At 52.7% G+C, this 18,249-nt stretch carries 17 protein-coding genes and 2 tRNA genes; 9 read left to right on the forward strand and 10 right to left on the reverse strand.

Annotation, left to right across the window (positions count from 1 at the left end):
* Positions 1–80 precede the first annotated feature (80 nt).
* The gene (locus BN2591_RS09545) at positions 81–953 is read left to right on the forward strand and encodes a helix-turn-helix transcriptional regulator (RefSeq protein ID WP_086871071.1); all 873 of its coding nucleotides are present in this window, start codon (positions 81–83) and stop codon (positions 951–953) included.
* Here BN2591_RS09545 and BN2591_RS09550 read toward each other — a convergent pair.
* Together BN2591_RS09550 and BN2591_RS09555 are read right to left on the reverse strand one after the other, a co-directional pair.
* The gene (locus BN2591_RS09550) at positions 950–1,315 is read right to left on the reverse strand and encodes an MmcQ/YjbR family DNA-binding protein (RefSeq protein WP_086870942.1); all 366 of its coding nucleotides are present in this window, start codon (positions 1,313–1,315) and stop codon (positions 950–952) included. The genes BN2591_RS09545 and BN2591_RS09550 overlap by 4 nt on opposite strands.
* Positions 1,305–1,895: a TetR/AcrR family transcriptional regulator gene (locus BN2591_RS09555; protein ID WP_045513910.1), complete on the reverse strand. Its 591-nt coding sequence runs from the start codon at positions 1,893–1,895 to the stop codon at positions 1,305–1,307. Before BN2591_RS09555 ends, BN2591_RS09550 begins: the two co-directional genes overlap by 11 nt.
* Before the next feature lie 176 nt (positions 1,896–2,071).
* Between BN2591_RS09555 and BN2591_RS09560 the strand changes: the two genes are divergently transcribed.
* On the forward strand, positions 2,072–3,187 hold the full coding sequence (locus tag BN2591_RS09560) for an MBL fold metallo-hydrolase (RefSeq protein WP_162494946.1): 1,116 nt from the start codon (positions 2,072–2,074) through the stop codon (positions 3,185–3,187).
* Between the two features lie 38 nt (positions 3,188–3,225).
* A complete protein-coding gene (locus tag BN2591_RS09565; RefSeq protein WP_086870945.1) occupies positions 3,226–3,567 on the forward strand; it encodes a RamA family antibiotic efflux transcriptional regulator in 342 nt (113 codons plus the stop codon).
* A gap of 40 nt (positions 3,568–3,607) precedes the next feature.
* Here BN2591_RS09565 and BN2591_RS09570 read toward each other — a convergent pair whose 3' ends face one another.
* Both BN2591_RS09570 and BN2591_RS09575 read right to left on the reverse strand, forming a co-directional pair.
* Complete coding sequence (locus tag BN2591_RS09570; protein ID WP_086870947.1) at positions 3,608–4,000, reverse strand: YfeC-like transcriptional regulator; 393 nt, start codon at positions 3,998–4,000, stop codon at positions 3,608–3,610.
* 1 nt (position 4,001) lies between these two features.
* Complete coding sequence (locus BN2591_RS09575; protein WP_086870949.1) at positions 4,002–4,361, reverse strand: YfeC-like transcriptional regulator; 360 nt, start codon at positions 4,359–4,361, stop codon at positions 4,002–4,004.
* Positions 4,362–4,581: 220 nt separating this feature from the next.
* On the opposite strand from BN2591_RS09575, the gene BN2591_RS09580 reads away from it, so the two are divergent.
* The 3 genes from BN2591_RS09580 to BN2591_RS09590 all read left to right on the forward strand — a co-directional run bounded on the left by BN2591_RS09580 (position 4,582) and on the right by BN2591_RS09590 (position 7,178).
* Positions 4,582–4,657 (forward strand) — tRNA-Ala (locus BN2591_RS09580).
* 40 nt (positions 4,658–4,697) lie between these two features.
* A tRNA-Ala gene (locus BN2591_RS09585) sits at positions 4,698–4,773 on the forward strand.
* 209 nt (positions 4,774–4,982) lie between these two features.
* Positions 4,983–7,178, forward strand: a complete 2,196-nt coding sequence (locus BN2591_RS09590) for an EAL domain-containing protein (RefSeq protein ID WP_086870950.1) — start codon at positions 4,983–4,985, stop codon at positions 7,176–7,178.
* Between the two features lie 40 nt (positions 7,179–7,218).
* Here the strand turns inward: BN2591_RS09590 and BN2591_RS09595 are convergent, their stop codons facing one another.
* The gene (locus BN2591_RS09595) at positions 7,219–8,406 is read right to left on the reverse strand and encodes a NupC/NupG family nucleoside CNT transporter (RefSeq protein ID WP_020454603.1); all 1,188 of its coding nucleotides are present in this window, start codon (positions 8,404–8,406) and stop codon (positions 7,219–7,221) included.
* Positions 8,407–8,759: 353 nt separating this feature from the next.
* Here BN2591_RS09595 and BN2591_RS09600 point away from each other — a divergent pair, with 353 nt between their 5' ends.
* Positions 8,760–9,998 (forward strand): Nramp family divalent metal transporter, encoded by a 1,239-nt coding sequence (locus tag BN2591_RS09600; RefSeq protein WP_086870952.1) that lies wholly within the window; start codon positions 8,760–8,762, stop codon positions 9,996–9,998.
* A gap of 40 nt (positions 9,999–10,038) precedes the next feature.
* On the opposite strand, the gene BN2591_RS09605 is transcribed toward BN2591_RS09600, so the two are convergent.
* Complete coding sequence (locus BN2591_RS09605) at positions 10,039–10,356, reverse strand: DUF2502 domain-containing protein (protein ID WP_086870954.1); 318 nt, start codon at positions 10,354–10,356, stop codon at positions 10,039–10,041.
* 123 nt (positions 10,357–10,479) lie between these two features.
* Positions 10,480–11,478, reverse strand: a complete 999-nt coding sequence (gene mgrA, locus BN2591_RS09610; protein WP_086870955.1) for an L-glyceraldehyde 3-phosphate reductase — start codon at positions 11,476–11,478, stop codon at positions 10,480–10,482.
* Positions 11,479–11,651: 173 nt separating this feature from the next.
* Between mgrA and BN2591_RS09615 the strand changes: the two genes are divergently transcribed.
* Positions 11,652–13,310 (forward strand): alpha-keto acid decarboxylase family protein, encoded by a 1,659-nt coding sequence (locus BN2591_RS09615; protein ID WP_086870957.1) that lies wholly within the window; start codon positions 11,652–11,654, stop codon positions 13,308–13,310.
* On the opposite strand, the gene BN2591_RS09620 is transcribed toward BN2591_RS09615, so the two are convergent.
* Positions 13,311–14,546 (reverse strand): ion channel protein, encoded by a 1,236-nt coding sequence (locus BN2591_RS09620; RefSeq protein WP_086870959.1) that lies wholly within the window; start codon positions 14,544–14,546, stop codon positions 13,311–13,313.
* A gap of 179 nt (positions 14,547–14,725) precedes the next feature.
* Between BN2591_RS09620 and glk the strand changes: the two genes are divergently transcribed.
* Entirely contained in the window at positions 14,726–15,691 is a 966-nt protein-coding gene (gene glk, locus BN2591_RS09625; protein ID WP_020454598.1) for a glucokinase, read from the forward strand.
* Here glk and BN2591_RS09630 read toward each other — a convergent pair.
* Positions 15,688–16,416: a LytR/AlgR family response regulator transcription factor gene (locus BN2591_RS09630; protein WP_086870961.1), complete on the reverse strand. Its 729-nt coding sequence runs from the start codon at positions 16,414–16,416 to the stop codon at positions 15,688–15,690. The genes glk and BN2591_RS09630 overlap by 4 nt on opposite strands.
* A gap of 12 nt (positions 16,417–16,428) precedes the next feature.
* Positions 16,429–18,114, reverse strand: coding sequence for a sensor histidine kinase (locus BN2591_RS09635; RefSeq protein ID WP_071925212.1), 1,686 nt, complete (start codon positions 18,112–18,114; stop codon positions 16,429–16,431).
* Positions 18,115–18,249: the final 135 nt, after the last annotated feature.

The following is an 18,249-nucleotide window of genomic DNA, read 5'->3' on the forward strand; positions in this document are numbered from 1 at the left end:
GGACGTAGCATCGCTTAACAGAAAAACGGGTACCAGTTCTTGCCTATACTGGTACTGGCACTACCATGCTGGAGATGGTTATGACGCTGATGGTCGAAAAGGTTCCGGAACTGACGGTGCTCGATGAGAACCGCAAACAGCTTGGTGCGTTTTTACGCGCGCGGCGGGAAAGCCTCGATCCGCAGCGACTGGGGCTGCCGCGCAGTACGCGCCGGCGCACGCCGGGGCTGCGGCGTGAAGAGGTGGCGCTGCTGGCGGATGTGGGGGTCACCTGGTACACCTGGCTTGAACAGGGCAGGGATGTCAATCCTTCCGCTAGCGTATTGCAGGCGATTGCCGCTGCGTTGCAGTGTTCGCCAACGGAAACCCGCCATCTGTTTTTGCTGGCCGGGCTAACACCGACGGAAGCGCTGAATACGCCGCAGTGTGAAGGCATCAGTGAAGGCACCCGGCGCTTGCTGGATAGTCTGCTGCCACAACCGGCCAGCATTCAGAAAACCAACTTTGACATTGTGGCGTGGAATGCCGGTTTTGAGCGCCTGATGGGCGTTAATTTCAGCGAAATCCCCGAAGAAGATCGCAACTGTATTTATCTCTATCTCACCCACCCGCAATGGCGTACCCGGCTTGGCTATGATGAGAGCGTATTACAGACTTTTGTTGCCTATTTCCGCGCGGCCATGGCCGAACACCGGGGTGATGCGGTGTGGGAAGCGAAGCTGGCGCGGTTTTGTGCGGCATCGGCGGAATTTGAAGCGTTGTGGCGCAAGCATCTGGACGTGCGCGGCGTGGAAAATAAGATCAAAATCTTTAACCATCCGCAGCTTGGCGAGTTTTCTCTTCAGCAAATGTACTGGTACTCAGCACCGCGTAACGGCTCGCGGTTGCTGGTATATCTGCCAGTGGATGAGGCCGGTGAAAAGGCGTTGAGCTGGCTGGCGGAAAACGCTTAAGGACGCAGACGCTTTTGATCTTTGCGCGGTAAGCCGTCGACCACGCGATCCCATGATTCCTGAATCAGGAACGCGAGCAGCGATTCGTCGATGTCGTCGCCAGCGAATACGGAAATCCAGTGTTTTTTGTTCATGTGATACCCCGGCTCAATGCTGGGGTAGATCTGCTGGTTGAGCAGTGATTTTTGCGGTTCGGCTTTCATCGTCACCATCGGCCTGCCGTGTGCGGTGGTGGTCATCATAAAAATCTTCCCGCACACTTTGAACACATCATGTTCCGGGCCAAACGGCCAGCAATGTTCGGTGAACGGCAGTTCGAGCGCAATACGGTGCGCGCTCGCTTGCAGCGTTTTACTGTCCATTATTTTCCTCAATGGCCAGCGCACGCCACATGGCTTCGAAGCCAAGGCGCTTAAATTCGGTGATGCGAGAAGCATCCCGGCTGGCGAAGGTGATCGTGGTGTCCGCCATCGACAGGAAAATTGCATCGCCAAAAGGGGAGTATTCATCGGTCAGAAACACTGGCCGTACCGAACGATGGCATAGCTCATGCAGTTCCGGAAAAATTTCGGCGACTTGCTGGCGGGTTGCGTCGGTGAGTTTGTCGCTGACGGCAATCTGGCGCACGGCGCAGTGGCCATTCGGGTGACGGATGCCCCAGTCGATATAGCTGTTCCAGATGCATTGCGTATGGTGCCTGGAATCGTTGATCGAGAGATCGATATTCGCCAGCATGGTGCCGCACAGATCGCTTTTCAGATGCAGGTAAAGCGCGTTGAGCAGGTCGTCTTTGGTGGCGAAGTAGCGAAACAGCGTCCCTTCCGCGACACCCGCATTGCGGGCAATTAACGCGGTGGAGGCAGCGATCCCCGATTGTGCAATGGCTTCGGTAGCCGCTTCCAGTAACGCCAGTTTTTTATCTTCACTCTTTGGACGAGCCACTACACTTTTCCTCTCACATTGTAAAAACCACGATTGAAACATGCCCTCTGTACCGCTGCAACGTCGAATGTCAAAGAAAAAAATGATCTTGACGGTTGAGCGTTGCTTTCTATAATGAGTGCTTACTCACTCATAATCAAGTTTAACCAGCGTCGTATCTACGGAATGGATCGATTTTGTCGGGTCAGGATATGAAGCGTCTCATTTTCAGCGTGGTTCTTGTTATGCTCGTTGCCTCTGCCGCAAGTTTACCCTTTGTTCTGAATGCCGAATTTGGCCAACTCCCGCAGGGCGAACAGCTTAGTGAAGTCGAAAAATCACCGCATTATCGTGACGGGAAGTTTCAAAACCAGTTGCCGACGCCGGGTTTCACCGGAAAGAAAAATATGCTGGCAGCATGGTGGGATTTTCTGGTCACTAAACGCGAGAACGCGCGCCCGCAGCAACCGTTACCGACGGTGAACACCGATCTCGCCAGCCTGCCGCTTGAGCAGGATACGCTGGTGTGGATGGGGCATTCGTCCTGGTATTTGCACCTGGCGGGCAAGCGCATTCTGATCGATCCGATCCTGAGTAATTACGCGGCGCCGTTTTCATTTCTCAATAAGGCGTTTGCCGGTAACGATCTCTGGACGGCGCAAAACATGCCGGAGATCGATCTGCTGATTATTTCGCACGATCACTATGACCATCTGGATTACGCCACCATCAAGGCGCTGATGCCGAAAATCAAAAAAGTGGTGACGCCGCTCGGCGTGGGCTCGCACCTGCGTTACTGGGGAATGGATCCGGCAATCATTCAGGAAGCTGACTGGCAGCAGAAAGTGGTGGTGAGCGACAATTTGGCGGTGCACGTTTTACCCGCGCGCCACTTTTCCGGGCGCGGTCTGAAACGTAATCAGACATTGTGGGCCAGCTTTATGTTCACTACCGCCACGCAAAACGTTTATTACAGCGGCGATAGCGGTTATGGCCCGCATTTCAAAGCAATTGGCGAACAGTTTGGCGTGGTTGATCTGGCGATTATGGAAAATGGTCAGTACGACGAAGACTGGAAGTACATTCACATGATGCCGGAAGAGACCGCTCTGGCAGCGCAGGAACTTAATGCTCGTGCGGTTCTGCCGGGCCATGCGGGGCGTTTTGTGTTGGCAAAACATACCTGGGACGATCCGTACAAACGGCTGGCGGCAGCAAGCCGGGACAAAAGCTATCGCTTACTGACACCAAGGCTGGGCGAACCGGTGCTTGCGGCTGACACGGCGCAAGTTTTCCGCGCCTGGTGGGAATAAACCCGTTTATTAATCGAAGAGCAGAGGGGGAGCGCAGTATGACTATTTCCGCTCAGGTTATCGACACCATCGTCGAGTGGATCGACGACAATCTCCATCAACCGTTACGTATTGATGATATTGCAGCGCATGCGGGCTATTCCAAATGGCATCTGCAACGGCTTTTTTTGCAATATAAAGGGGAGAGTTTGGGGCGCTATATTCGCACGCGCAAATTATCTCTTGCTGCGCGTGATTTACGTAATACCGATCAGAGGGTTTACGATATCTGCCTGAAGTACGGTTTTGATTCGCAGCAGACGTTTACGCGCATCTTTACCCGCACCTTTAATCTGCCGCCGGGTGCGTACCGGCGGGAGAATCATCAGCATACCCATTGATGGAAAACAGACAAAAAAACGGCCTGCGTAAGGCCGTTTTTTATTCTGCCGGTGTTTTCTCGATACCTAAACGGCTCAAGAGCCCGCTAATACCTTCGCGCGCCAGCAGCGTCGAAAGCTGCTTTTGTTCCTCCGCGGTCATGTTTTGCAGCACTTTGATAATTTCATGCAGTGCGCTATTTCCACTGGCATAAACCGGCGCGGGTTCGGCAATAGAATAGGAAGAATTTTGATGGCGCATAGAGGGCGTTTTCATAATGAAACTGCGCACCTCTTTGGTGAGGTGAATTAGCCTGGCGCGACCGCCTTTGACTCCGGGTAACGGTTCTGTTTCCCAACCTTGCTGGCGGATCCAACGATTTACCGTTTGTCTGGCGACACCGAGAAACTCCGCTAATTCTTCGGTGGTCATTTTGTTAGGTAATTTCATCATATTATTTTTGATCGCGCAGCCCCAGACGTTGCAACAAGCCGGTAATGCCGTCGCGTAATAAAAGTGAAGAGAGTTGTTTTTGCTCTGCGTCGGTCATCTCTTTTGCCAGCCGGATTAATAATGCCTCAAGTGAGGTATCGCTGGCGGTAAGCGTGGTTTTTGGTTGGTCTTCAGTGCGCTGTGCGCTGCGAATAAATGCGCGGACTTGTTCATTTATATGGACCAGACGGGCTTTACCTCCTTGTACGCCGGGTTTTGGTGAAGTCACCCAGCCTTCTTTACGCACCCATTTATTGATGGTTTGTCGGCTGTATCCTGTAAGGCTGGCCAATTCTTCTGGCGTCATTCGTTCCTTGAGCATGTAATTTCCCGAATTGTTGTAAGGGTAATTAATGGCTTATGTTATAGCACCATTTTACGGGAAAATGTGACATGTTTAACTACTGGCTGCGAGGGCGTTCGCAATGTCTTTCATTTGCATGCTTTTTCAGCGATTGAATAATGCCGCGCGATTTTGCCGTTGACACCTGGCAAGGGAATTCATATTATGCCGCCCGTCAACACGACACGCTTTACGCGATGGGGCTATAGCTCAGCTGGGAGAGCGCTTGCATGGCATGCAAGAGGTCAGCGGTTCGATCCCGCTTAGCTCCACCAAATTCCGCACCCAACGGGATTGGCGCATAAGGCATATTGTGGGGCTATAGCTCAGCTGGGAGAGCGCTTGCATGGCATGCAAGAGGTCAGCGGTTCGATCCCGCTTAGCTCCACCAAAATTCAAACCCTCGCGTTTACGCGGGGGTTTTTTCGTTTTATTCCGCGCTGTGTTAATTCTTTCTGCTATACATTAATAAGCAAACCTCCGGTGAGGCGTCAGTAATGGCGGTTATTCGAGCCGCTGATTGCTTGATTCGCTTAATAAATAAACCTATTATCTCGGCTCTTCATTTTTTGACCAGCCCAGAGCATTTCATTAATACTGATGAAACATAATCGATACAGTGCGATAAGAAAATTCTTCCTCGCGTTAATTTTATGCCTGGTAGCTACCCCTGTTTCCCGTTTTATTTCTCCTGTTACTCTTGTTGACGCCAGCGAGGTTTATCTTGCCTGGTTACCGTTAAGTGTATCGCTGGCAATCATTTTTTTATTCGGACGACATGGAATACTGCCTGTTATTATTGGTTTTGCTCTGGTAAATGAGGCTTTTTTTCATTTATCTTATGCCGAGGCAGCCGTGCTTCTGGTTTGTCAGTTATTTTTTGTGTTTCTGTTCTGCGGTGTGGTTCGCTGGCAACTAGGCTCCCGCTGGCGGTATAGCCTGACAAACAGAGCTAAAGACATGGGCACTCGTATCCTGTGGTTAGGTGTTATTGCCCCCATAGGTATAAAAATTTCGATGTATACCGCTGGCGTTTGGTTTAACTATCCGTTTAGTTTGTCTAATTATTTTGGCCCTGCATCAGTTGTTTATTCTATTATCGATATTCAAAGTCTGATTTGCTCTGCGGTTATTTTTACCACTTGTGCGTATTACTTTTTACGGATGATCATCAATCCTCGGTTTGCCCGTGCATTATGGTTAAGAAGTATTGGGCCATGTTTTTCGAAAAAGAATCGTGTATTTACATTAAGTTGGATTGTTTCGCTGGTCGCTATTGTGACTATTTTATGTGTGCCATATAAAAATGATTATATTGCTGGTTATTTAGTGCCTGTTATTTTTATTCTATTCACCTTTGGTATCAGCAAATTAAGTTCAACGTTGTTGTTATTAAGCTGGGATATTGCGGCGTTTATGCTATTGGCATACAACGAGAATTTTTTACATGGCGTGCGTTCCGATTATCCCCTGGCATTTGTCATGTCCGTTTTTATCAGCTTTACCATCTGCATGCTTTATATGATGCGCGTTTTTAACCGTAGTGAGTGGCTGAAAGCGCGCTGGGAGGTGCAGGCGATGAGCGATCCCTTAACGGGTTTGCCCAATTTGCGCGCGCTGGAACAGCAGATGGAACAGCAGCCAAACAGCGTGGTGTGCTGTTTGCATATGAAAAATCTGGAATTCCTCAGCCGCCATTTTGGTCTGATGATGCGTGTCCATGTGAAACGTAGCGTCACCCGCGAACTTCAGCCTCTGTTACATAAAGGCGAACGTTTTTTCCAGCTTCCGGGCAGCGAGTTATTGTTGATGCTCAATGGGCCGGAAATATTATCGCGCTTGCACCATATGCTGGATTACCTGAACAGCCGCCGAATTTACTGGAACAATACCGCCCTGGATATTGAGTTTGGCGCATCCTGGGGGGAGTTACAGGGCTCGGGCGAAGCACTGCACCAGACGTTGGGCCAGTTAAGCTGGCTTTCAGAACAGGCCAGTGCGGAGCAGCAGGTTCTGGCACTCACAAACAGTTTGCAAGAGGTAACCGACCAGACTACGGAGCGCGTGTTACAGCTAAACAAGGTGAAATGTGCGCTGGAGGAAAATGGCATTGTTCTGTTTGCTCAGCCGATAGTGAATGCTGAGGGGAAGGGGTACAAAGAGATCCTCACCCGGCTGGTTGCGCAGGGTGAATTGATTACGCCGGATTTATTTATACCTGTTATCGCCCAGTTCAACCTTGGCGCCCGGTTTGATATGCAGGTTATTGAGTGTCTGCTTCAGTGGATGCAGGCGCATCCTGAGCCAGGCGATGCTGCACGTTTTTCGGTTAATTTAATGCCACTCACCCTGATGCAAAGAGAGTTTGCTGCACAATTTCTGGCTCTTTTCGCGCGCTATGACGTCTCTCCGCGGCAGGTAATTATTGAGATAACGGAAGAACAGGCCTTTTCTAATTCAGAAGCGAGTATCCAAAATATGAAGCAGTTGCGAAAAGCTGGCTTCAAAATCGCGATTGATGATTTTGGCACTGGCTATGCCAACTTTGAACGTTTGAAAGGGTTGCAGGCGGATATCATTAAAATCGACGGCTGTTTTGTCCGCGATATTTTGCAGGACAAACAGGATGCAATGATCGTCAAAGCGATATGCGAACTGGCAAAAGCGAAATCGCTGACTGTTGTTGCGGAGTATGTGGAGAATGAAGCGCAGCGCGAATTGTTGCTGAATGCTGGCGTCGATTACTTGCAGGGGTATTTGTTGGGTAAACCGCTACCGCTGGCAAAAACCGAATAAAAAACCGGGGAAGACCCCGGTTTTTTTTAGCCTGTGGCAATCAGATAACCAGCGCAGCGATAGCCGCAGACAGCACGCTCACCAGCGTGGAGCCATACACCAGTTTCAGACCGAAACGGGAAACCACGTTACCTTGTTCTTCATTCAGGCCTTTGATGGCACCGGCGATAATGCCGATAGACGAGAAGTTTGCGAAGGAGACGAGGAACACGGACAGGATGCCTTCTGAGCGCGGAGAGAGGTTCGCCGCGATTTTCTGCAGATCCATCATCGCCACAAATTCGTTGGACACCAGTTTGGTCGCCATGATACTGGCAACCTGCAGCGCTTCGTGAGCCGGCACGCCCAGCACCCAGGCAATCGGGTAGAAAATGTAACCCAGAATCCCCTGGAAGGAGATGCCCAGCACGGCGGCGAACAGCGCGTTCAGACCGGAAATCAGGGCGATAAAACCAATCAGCATGGCCGCAACGATAATGGCAACTTTGAAGCCCGCCAGAATGTACTCACCCAGCATTTCGAAGAAGCTCTGGCCTTCGTGCAGCTTCGCCATTTGCAGGTTTTCTTCGCTCTCATCCACGCGGTACGGGTTGAGAATCGACAGCACGATAAAGGTGCTGAACATGTTCAGCACCAGCGCCGCAACAACATATTTCGGCTGGAGCATGGTCATGTACGCGCCGACGATGGACATTGAAACAGTCGACATTGCGGTCGCTGCCATGGTGTACATGCGGTTGCGGGACATTTTGCCGAGAATGTCTTTGTAGGCGATGAAGTTTTCAGACTGGCCCAGAATCAGGGAGCTGACAGCGTTAAACGACTCCAGTTTGCCCATGCCGTTCACTTTGGACAGCACCGTACCGATGGCGCGGATAATGATCGGCAGCACACGAATGTGTTGCAGAATACCAATCAGAGCGGAAATAAAGACAATCGGGCACAGCACCTTCAGGAAGAAGAACGCCAGACCTTCATCATTCATTTTACCGAAGACGAAGTTAGTCCCTTCGTTGGCGAAACCGAGCAGTTTTTCGAACATCTCGGAGAAGCCTTTAACGAAGCCGAGGCCAATATCAGAGTTCAGGAAGAACCAGGCCAGTAAAACTTCAATCACCAGCAGTTGAATAACAAAACGAATGCGGATCTTCTTGCGATCGCTGCTTACGAGCAGGGCAAGCAGCGCCACAACAGCAAGCGCCAGGACAAAGTGCAAAACGCGGGACATATTTGCTCCAAATATGAGACGGGTAGGAATTTCGTGCACATTCTATGTAACAAGACAAAAGAAAACGAGATCAAACACACACTATATTAATGACCTGTGACCAGACTCAAAATTAGTGATCCAACATACATTTCTGTTATGTTAAGTAAAAGCGTGAAAAGTTGCGTCATACTGCTAGACTCTTAACATAACGCTGCGGCAAATGCTGTTGTCGCCGTCACCATCCTTGACATTCAACCCTTCTATTGTTTCTGGCTATCAGAGAAATCAGGTAAACCCATTTAAATGAACTTGATAATCATTCTCATTTTGGTAGCATAAAACATAGCAAAGGCTATATTTAGGGGCAATAAATGAACAGTAGTCGCGTTGAGAATAGTAATGGGCGGGCAGCGCGCAAGTTACGGTTTGCCTTAATGGGACCGGCGTTTATTGCGGCTATCGGTTATATCGACCCGGGCAACTTCGCTACCAATATTCAGGCAGGCGCCAGTTTTGGCTATCAACTGCTGTGGGTGGTGGTCTGGGCCAATATTATGGCGATGTTGATCCAACTGCTTTCCGCCAAACTGGGGATTGCCACCGGAAAGAACCTTGCAGAGCAGATCCGCGATCACTATCCGCGCCCGCTGGTGTGGTTCTACTGGGTTCAGGCGGAAATCATCGCCATGGCAACCGATCTGGCTGAGTTTATCGGTGCTGCCATCGGGTTTAAACTCATCCTCGGCGTTTCGTTACTGCAAGGTGCGGTGCTTACTGGCGTGGCGACGTTCTTGATTTTGATGTTACAACGGCGGGGGCAAAAACCGCTGGAGAAAGTGATAGGCGGCCTGCTGCTGTTTGTCGCCGCTGCTTATATTGTTGAGCTGTTTTTTTCTCAGCCGAAACTGGCTCAACTGGCGCAAGGCATTGTGATCCCGAGTTTGCCGAGTAGCGAAGCGGTGTTCCTCGCGGCTGGTGTACTGGGCGCGACCATCATGCCGCATGTCATTTACCTGCACTCGTCTCTGACGCAGCATCTGCACCAGGGCACACAGCGCGAGCGTTATTCCGCTACGAAATGGGATGTGGGTATCGCCATGACTATCGCCGGGTTTGTGAACCTGGCAATGATGGCGACAGCGGCAGCGGCGTTCCATTTTAACGGTCACACCGGTGTTGCCGATCTCGACCAGGCGTACCTGACGCTGGAGCCGTTATTAAGCCATGCCGCAGCGACCATTTTTGGTCTTAGCCTGGTGGCGGCGGGGCTTTCCTCAACGGTCGTGGGGACGCTGGCCGGGCAGGTGGTAATGCAGGGGTTTGTGCGTTTTCATATTCCCCTGTGGGTTCGGCGCACCATCACCATGATGCCGTCGTTTATCGTTATCTGGCTGGGTCTGGATCCGACAAGGATTCTGGTTATGAGCCAGGTATTGCTTAGTTTCGGTATCGCGCTGGCGCTGGTGCCGCTGCTGATATTCACCAGTAATCGCAAGTTAATGGGGGAGTTAGTCAACACGCCATTAATTAAACGGGTTGGCTGGGTGATTGTAGTGCTGGTAGTCAGTTTGAATGGCTGGCTGTTAATCGGCAGTGCGGTGGGTCTGTAAAAGTACGAGAAAAAGGAGCGCTTACGCTCCTTTTTTTGAATTAGTGGTGGTGGCGTCCCCGGCCACGATGATCGTCGCGGTCGCGCCAGCCTTCACGATAACCGCGTTCATACGCGTTCTGTTTGTCCCAGCCGCGATGCCAGCCGCGGTCGTGTTTATGCCAGCGGTTGCCGCGCCATTCATAGTTGCGGCCCCAGTAGTCACGGTCGCGCCAGCGGCCGCCGTCCCAGTAGTTACCGTAATTATCGCGATCGCCAATGTGTAATTTCACAGATGGCAACAGGGTGATTTCGCCAGCATTTGCGACCAGCGGCGCAGAAGCCATTAACACAGCTGCCAGAATCAGTGACCTGAACATACTCTTCTCCTTCACGATCGGGCCGAAACGGCCTGTTACAACAATATTACGGGGCGGCCAAACCCCGTATTATTGGCGGAACTCCTAAATCATGAATGGCAGCATTTTTTGCTAAATTTGCGGTTATTTTGCGCCACTGAGAATAGCGTCGATCTCATCGCTATCAGTGGTGGTGAAGTGGCGGTTTGCCAGCATGCCGACCGCATCGTCAAGCTGACTGGTTTTACTGGCACCAATCAGCACCGAAGTGACACGATCGTTACGCAGTACCCAGGCCAGCGCCATCTGCGATAACTTCTGTCCGCGCCGTTCCGCCAGCGCATTCAGCGCGCGAACGGTGGTCAGCTTTTCATCCGTAAGCTGATCCGGGTTGAGAAAACGGCTGCCACTGGCGGCACGCGAATCGGGTGGAATGCCGTGCAGATAACGGTCAGTCAGTTGCCCGCCCGCCAGCGGCGAGAACGCAATACTGCCGACGCCTTTTTCCTGCAACACATCAAGCAATTCGGTTTCGACCCAGCGTTCAAACATCGAGTATTTCGGCTGGTGAATAAGACACGGTGTGCCGAGATCATTAAGCATATCGATAGCTTCACGCGCCTGCGCCGCCGGATAGTTGGAAAGCCCGACGTACAGGGCTTTGCCCTGACGCACAATATGATCCAGTGCGCGCATGGTTTCCTTCAGCGGGGTTTCGGGATCCGGTCGGTGGTGATAGAAGATATCAACATACTCCAGACCCATGCGGCGCAAGCTCTGGTCAAGGCTGGCAATCAAATATTTACGTGAGCCCCAGTCGCCGTATGGGCCGTCCCACATGGTATAACCGGCTTTAGTTGAGATAATCAGTTCATCGCGGTAGGGCAGGAAATCCTCCTGCAAAATCCGGCCAAAATTACGCTCTGCGGAGCCCGGCGGCGGCCCGTAGTTATTGGCCAGATCAAAATGGGTAATGCCCAGATCAAAGGCATGCCGCAACAGCTGGCGGCTGTTTTCCAGTAAGGTGGTATCGCCGAAATTGTGCCACAACCCAAGTGAAATGACCGGAAGCTTCAATCCGCTGTCGCCGCAGCGTTGGTAGTGCATCTTTTCATAGCGTGCTGGATTGGCCTGATAAACCATGCCGTTACTCCTTATTTATCAGCGTAGCGTCAGTGTATGCGTTTACATGCACTGAGCTTACACCGCCAGATGCCGTAAAGCTTGCTTTCCACTTCCTCTCAAACGCGTATCCTGGACTCTCATCACAGTTCTCCAATACTCAGGTAAGTGTCAGTATTCGGAGATGTAACGCAATGCAAAACGATTATTCAGTTGCCGACTATCTACTGGACAGGCTTGCCGGCTGCGGTATTCATCATCTTTTCGGCGTACCTGGCGACTACAATCTGCAGTTTCTTGATCACGTTATCCAGCACCCGGCGGTGCATTGGGTGGGCTGCGCCAACGAACTAAATGCCGCTTATGCCGCCGATGGTTACGGGCGTTGTCAGGGGGCAGGCGCGCTGCTGACCACCTTTGGCGTGGGGGAGTTGAGCGCGATTAACGGTGTCGCTGGCAGCTTTGCGGAATATGTACCGGTGTTGCAGATCGTTGGCGCACCCTGCCGCAGCGTACAGCAACGCGGTGAACTTCTGCATCACACACTGGGTGACGGTGATTTCAGCCATTTCTGGCGCATGTATGAACCGCTTAGCGCTGCACAGGCGGTGTTAACGGCAGAAAATGCCTGTTATGAAATCGACCGCGTGATCCGCACGATGCTCAGTGAATCCCGCCCCGGCTACCTGATGTTACCCGCCGATGTGGCAAAAATGGCGGCAACACCGCCTGTAAACGTTATCACTCCCGCATCACTTCAGCCTAACGAAGCGCGTCTGGATAGCTTTCGCCGCCGTCTACAGGCGATGCTCAGCGAAAGCCCGCGCATTGCGCTGCTGGCGGATTTTCTCGCTCATCGCTTTGGTGTACAGAAAATGTTGCAGTGCTGGATGAAGGATTCGCCCATCCCGCACGGCACGTTGCTAATGGGCAAAGGTTTGTTTGATGAAACACAGCCAGGGTTTGTCGGCACTTACAGCGGTGCCGCCAGCCCGCCTCAGGTGCGTGAGGCAATTGAGGGTGCCGATGCGGTAATTTGTGTCGGCGTGTGTTTTACGGACACCATCACCGCCGGGTTTACGCAGCAACTGCCTGTAGAGCGCACGATTGATATCCAGCCCTTTGCTGCGCGGGTAGGGGAAGAGTGGTTCAGCGGGATTACGATGCAGGAGGCGGTCAATATCCTGATTTCGGTTTGTCGCAATAACCCACGCTGCGTGCCCGAAGCTGTTCCCGAGCCTTCTGCCCATTCGCCGCATCACGCCGGCACGTTGAATCAGCACACATTCTGGCAAACAGTGCAGGCTTTTATTCGCCCCGGTGATATTTTACTGGCCGATCAGGGCACCGCCGCCTTTGGCGCGGCGTCTCTGCGTCTGCCTGCCGATGTTGAAATGTTGACGCAGCCACTGTGGGGATCGATAGGTTATTGCCTGCCCGCCGCGTTTGGCGCACAGACCGCCTGCCCGGAGCGGCGGGTTATTTTGCTTAGTGGCGACGGTGCCGCGCAGCTCACCATTCAGGAGCTAGGGTCGATGCTGCGTGACGGGCAGCGACCGATCATTTTATTGCTCAATAATGATGGCTACACGGTGGAGCGGGCGATCCACGGTGCGCATCAGCGTTATAACGATATTGCGCGCTGGAACTGGACCCATATTCCTCATGCCCTCAGCCATGACTGTCAGGCCGAGTGCTGGCGCGTTAGCGAAACGGTGCAACTGGCGGAGGCACTGGAAGCCGCCTCGCATCACCACCGGCTTACGCTGATTGAGGTGATGTTGCCGCAAGCCGATTTACCGGATCTGTTGCGTGATGTCACGCATGCGCTGGAAACTCGTAACAGTGAGTAGTTACTTACTGCGCCGGGGGACAATCATCATCGGTTTTCCGGCCAGCGCTAACCAGGCGGGCAGGATCACGATACACAGCAGCGGCAACAAGGTGGTGTCCGGTACGACGACAGCTGCCAGGAACAGGCTCAGCCAGCCATCGCGCGTTACCACCAGCACCAGCCCTAAAACCGCACAAGATACGGTGACTGCTGCCGGAACGGCGTCGACATGTTCATGCAACATTAAACCTAACGCCACCCCGACAAACACCGCCGGAAATATACGCCCACCGCGAAAACCGCAGGCGGCGGCTATCACCAGCGCGGCGAGTTTTACCAGAGCAAATAACAGATAATCGGTAACGGTATAGGTATGCGCGAAGGCCAGTTGCTGCATCTCATCCAGCCCCTTGAATAAGGTAATGTGGCCGCCAATTATGCCCAGAATACCCAGCAGGAAGCCGCCAATCCCCAACGTCATCACCGGGTTATTCAGGCGATGCATGAAGTGATGCAGCCGTGGTAAACACCAGACTGCCACCATTCCCAGCGCGATAGCGAACAGCGTCACGACCGCGCCGCTAAAAATATCAACTATATGCATCTGCGGATAATGAGGAATGGGCAACGTGAAATGGGGTAGCGAAAAGAGGCTGGTGGTTAGCGCGCCTGCGGCGGCAGCCATCAACGGGGCGAACAGGCGATCCCACAGTGGCACGTCTTCACTGGCTTTCAGGGTTTGCGAGAAGATAAGCGCCGCCGCCACTGGCGTACCAAACAGTGCGCCGAGCGTGCCGGCCGAGGCAAGAATGGTCCAGTCCAGGGGTGCAACGCGCGGGAAAATGCGCGCGCCAAGTGCGACGGCAAGAGCGATATTCAGCACCATGACGGGTTGCTCGGGGCCAAGACTTACGCCGCCTGCCAGACCGAGGATCATTGCCAGCGCCAGCCCCGGCAGCGCGTTGACTGCGACCGGCGAGCCAATCAATGGCACGGTCGCCGGGTCCGGCCCGCCATGACCGGTGCTGAAACGGATAACCAGGCCCACAGCAACGCCGGTGAGTGTCAAAACGATCAGGATCCACAAGGGAGAATCCGGTGAGATGCCGAGCCGCCATGGCATGCCGCGCCACAACACGGTTTGCAGCAGGGCGGCGATTTTCATCACCAGCGCTAAGATCAGACTCGACGCAACGCCAATAATGAGCGCAGGCAGCGCCAGTAAGAGCAGCGTTCTCGCACGCGGATGGAGCATCTTTTTATCCTTGCAACGAAGCCTGGTCACTCAGGATGCAACCGGGCTGAAACCTTTAAGGTAATCTGTGATGAAGATCGATAATCCTGGGGCACTCATGATATGGTCGTTGTCGTTACAGCGCCTTGAATTTACAGTGTGCCAAAGATTTATTCTGACTTTAGCGGAGCCGTAAAAGAATGACAAAGTATGCTTTAGTGGGAGACGTGGGTGGCACGAACGCGCGCTTAGCGTTGTGTGATGTCGATAGCGGTGACATCTCCCGGGCCAAAACCTACTCCGGCCTCGATTACCCAAGCCTGGAAGACGTAGTGCGTGTCTATCTGAAAGAGCACGACGTCACGGTAGAAGACGGCTGTATCGCCATCGCCTGCCCGATCACCGGTGACTGGGTGGCAATGACCAACCACACCTGGGCGTTTTCGATTGCCGAAATGAAGAAAAACCTCGGTTTCGCCCATCTGGAAATCATTAACGATTTCACCGCCGTATCGATGGCGATCCCGATGCTCAAAGCCGAACACCTGATTCAGTTTGGTGGTTCCGCGCCGGTTGAAGGTAAACCGATCGCCGTTTACGGCGCAGGTACCGGGCTTGGTGTCTCGCACCTGGTGCATGTGGATAAGCGCTGGGTGAGCCTGCCGGGCGAGGGTGGCCACGTCGATTTCGCGCCAAACAGCGAAGAAGAGGGGATTATCCTCGAAGAGTTACGCGCGGAAATCGGTCACGTTTCGGCTGAACGTGTGCTCTCCGGTCCCGGCCTCGTTAACCTCTATCGCGCGATCGTCAAATCAGACGGGCGTCTACCGGAAAACCTGCAACCGAAAGATGTGACTGAACGGGCGCTGGAAGATAGCTGCATTGACTGCCGTCGCGCATTATCACTATTTTGCGTCATTATGGGGCGTTTTGGTGGCAACCTGGCGCTCAATCTCGGCACGTTCGGCGGCGTTTACATTGCCGGTGGCATTGTGCCGCGCTTCCTCGATTTCTTTACCGCTTCCGGTTTTCGCGGCGGTTTCGAGGACAAAGGGCGTTTCAAATCCTACGTCCAGGATATCCCGGTCTTTTTGATCGTGCATGATAACCCGGGGCTGTTGGGTTCTGGCGCGCATCTGCGCCAGACGCTGGGTTACGTGCTTTAAAGATTCATTAACTGACGAAACTCTTTAACTTTGCTGCGGCTGACGGGCACCTGAAACTCCAGGTCCCGCAGCCGCAAAATATAGGTGTTGTTAAACCAGGGTTCGATCTCACGGATTTTATCCAGGTTGACGCAGTAAGAGCGGTGGCAGCGAAAGAAGTGCGCCGTCGGCAGTTTGCTGCAAAACTCGGTGATATTCATCGGCATCACATATGATTCCCGCTTCGTATAGACGAACGTCATCTTCTCATGCGCTTCCGCGTAATAAATATCATGAATACTGGTGACGATAATGCGCTCATCTTTCACCAGGTTAATGGTCGCGTTTTCCCGTGGCTGCGGGCTGGCAACGGGGGCTGATTGCTGCTGCCAGGCCGTTTCCAGTTTTTGCAGCATGCTGATGATGCGTGACTCCTGGTACGGTTTCAGAATGTAGTCGAAGGCTTCCAATTCAAAAGCCTCCACCGCATGCTCTTTCCAGGCAGTAATAAAGACGATAAACGGCTTATGGGCGAACTGGCTGATATTCTGCGCCAGCAATACGCCATCCAGAGAAGGGATATTAATATCGAGAAAAATGGCGTCGACTTTGTTGTGCTGTAAATACTTCAGCACGTCGAGACCATCGTCGAAAGTGCCGACAATTTCCATCTGGCTGTGCGCTTTTATAAGCCAGCTCAGCTCCTGTTGCGCCAGGATCTCATCTTCAACAATGATGACTTTCATACGGCTCTCCTGTTAAGGCAACAATGCGGCAGGCGACGGTTGGCGCTGCACAAAAAACGCGATTTCAGTGCCCGGTGTTAAACGGCGAATATGCAATCCTTCGCCATACAGCAACTTCACGCGCTGGTGAACGTTCAGCAGGCCAATTTTGTTGCCGGGCATCTCATCGGCTTCAACGCGGGCAATCATCTGCGGATCGATACCGTTGCCCGTATCGCGCACGGCAATACGCACGCGGTTGCCGCACTCTTCCACGCTGATGGTGACCACGCCTTTGCCTTTACACGGTTGAATGCCATGCACAATCGCGTTTTCAACCAGTGGCTGGATCAGCAGGCTCGGGATCACACAACTAACCTCTTCATCGATGTCATAAATCACCGTCAACTTATCGCCAAAACGGGCCTGCTCAATGGCGATATAGTCTTTGATTTGATAGAGCTCTTTTTTGATATCAATAAGCTCATCATCTTTTAATTCAATGTTATAGCGCAGGTAACGCGACAGATTAAAAATGAGCTGCCGGGCGGTGTCCGGATTCAGACGAATTGACGACGAGATAGCATTCAGGGCGTTAAACAGGAAATGCGGGTTGATCTTACTTTGCAAAGCGCGCAATTCCGCTTTGTTCGCCATCTCCCGCAGTTGTTCGGCGCGGGAAACTTCCAGTTGTGTCGAGATAATTTGCGACAAGCCAACGGCCATATCCTGTAACGACGAGGTGATCTGATGCGCGTGGCAGTAATAGATCTTCAGTGTACCGGTCACGATGCCCTGTTCACGCAGCGGGATCACCAGCATCGAGTGGATCTCCGGCGTGCGGTGGGCTTCATCATTGTTTTTAATGATGATTTCGCCGGTGTTCATCGCCTGGCGAGTGGTTGGGCTGATAATATCGTCGCTGTCGCGGTAGTTATTTTCCCCGACGCCAACGTAAGCCAGCACGTGATCGGTATTGGTGATCGCCACGGCATCGGCTTTGATATCCCGGCGGATAATGTCACACACTTTGCGCAGGGACTCGCTATTCACATTCCGGAACAGCGGTAACGTTTTATTGGCAATATCCAGCGCCAGCTTCGCCTGACGACCGGCAATCGCCTCTTTTTCCCCTTCCACGCTTTGCACCAGCAGCACAATAAAGCCGATACAGACGCTGCCGAGGATCATCGGCACGCCAATTTTGGAGACAATATCCAGGCCGAGCGCGGTAGTCGGTGCCCACAGCACCACCAGCGTCATGGTCAGGCTTTCGCAAATCATGCCGCCGATAATGCCCACGCGCCAGTGTTGCGCTTTGGGCACCTTGCGGTTAATCATCCCGGACATCACGCCGGCAATAATGCTGGTAATAAAACAGGGGATCGCCGTCACGCCGCCAATATCGATCAGATAGCGGTGCACCCCGGCAATCACGCCGGTGATAATGCCGACCCACGGGCCGAACAAAATCCCGCCAGACATCACCGCGATGATACGCACATTAACCAGCGAGCCTTCCACCGGCACACCGGACCAGGTACTGAACAGGGCAAACATCGAGAATATGGCCGTCACGCCCAGCAGCTCTTTTGGCGAGTGCGCCGTTTTATGCAGCAGTTCGCGGAACAGGCGGATGCGGATCAAGAAAAACAGGCAGATCAGCATGAGCGCCGCTCGGTCAAAAACGGCCAGCAGCATGTCGAATATTTCGTGCACGGGGGACTCATATGAATAGCGTCAAAAAGCTATGATAAAAAACCCCGGCGCAGATGACCAGCCGCAGTATTCATTCGCTGAATGGGGAAAGACCACTTTTCCAAAAGGGGATTGAAAAGAGCCGAAAGAAGCGAC

Source organism: Kosakonia pseudosacchari, from assembly GCF_900184035.1.
Classification (GTDB): domain Bacteria; phylum Pseudomonadota; class Gammaproteobacteria; order Enterobacterales; family Enterobacteriaceae; genus Kosakonia; species Kosakonia pseudosacchari.

Bases quoted from the DNA above. Each gene is read 5' to 3' on its own strand.
- BN2591_RS09595 (WP_020454603.1), bottom strand. From the start codon at position 8,406: ATGTCCCGCGTTTTGCACTTTGTCCTGGCGCTTGCTGTTGTGGCGCTG.
- glk (WP_020454598.1), top strand. From the start codon at position 14,726: ATGACAAAGTATGCTTTAGTGGGAGACGTGGGTGGCACGAACGCGCGC.
- BN2591_RS09630 (WP_086870961.1), bottom strand. From the start codon at position 16,416: ATGAAAGTCATCATTGTTGAAGATGAGATCCTGGCGCAACAGGAGCTG.
- BN2591_RS09550 (WP_086870942.1), bottom strand. From the start codon at position 1,315: ATGGACAGTAAAACGCTGCAAGCGAGCGCGCACCGTATTGCGCTCGAA.
- BN2591_RS09570 (WP_086870947.1), bottom strand. From the start codon at position 4,000: ATGATGAAATTACCTAACAAAATGACCACCGAAGAATTAGCGGAGTTT.
- BN2591_RS09590 (WP_086870950.1), top strand. From the start codon at position 4,983: ATGAAACATAATCGATACAGTGCGATAAGAAAATTCTTCCTCGCGTTA.
- BN2591_RS09605 (WP_086870954.1), bottom strand. From the start codon at position 10,356: ATGTTCAGGTCACTGATTCTGGCAGCTGTGTTAATGGCTTCTGCGCCG.
- mgrA (WP_086870955.1), bottom strand. From the start codon at position 11,478: ATGGTTTATCAGGCCAATCCAGCACGCTATGAAAAGATGCACTACCAA.
- BN2591_RS09565 (WP_086870945.1), top strand. From the start codon at position 3,226: ATGACTATTTCCGCTCAGGTTATCGACACCATCGTCGAGTGGATCGAC.
- BN2591_RS09600 (WP_086870952.1), top strand. From the start codon at position 8,760: ATGAACAGTAGTCGCGTTGAGAATAGTAATGGGCGGGCAGCGCGCAAG.
- BN2591_RS09620 (WP_086870959.1), bottom strand. From the start codon at position 14,546: ATGCTCCATCCGCGTGCGAGAACGCTGCTCTTACTGGCGCTGCCTGCG.
- BN2591_RS09615 (WP_086870957.1), top strand. From the start codon at position 11,652: ATGCAAAACGATTATTCAGTTGCCGACTATCTACTGGACAGGCTTGCC.
- BN2591_RS09545 (WP_086871071.1), top strand. From the start codon at position 81: ATGACGCTGATGGTCGAAAAGGTTCCGGAACTGACGGTGCTCGATGAG.
- BN2591_RS09575 (WP_086870949.1), bottom strand. From the start codon at position 4,361: ATGCTCAAGGAACGAATGACGCCAGAAGAATTGGCCAGCCTTACAGGA.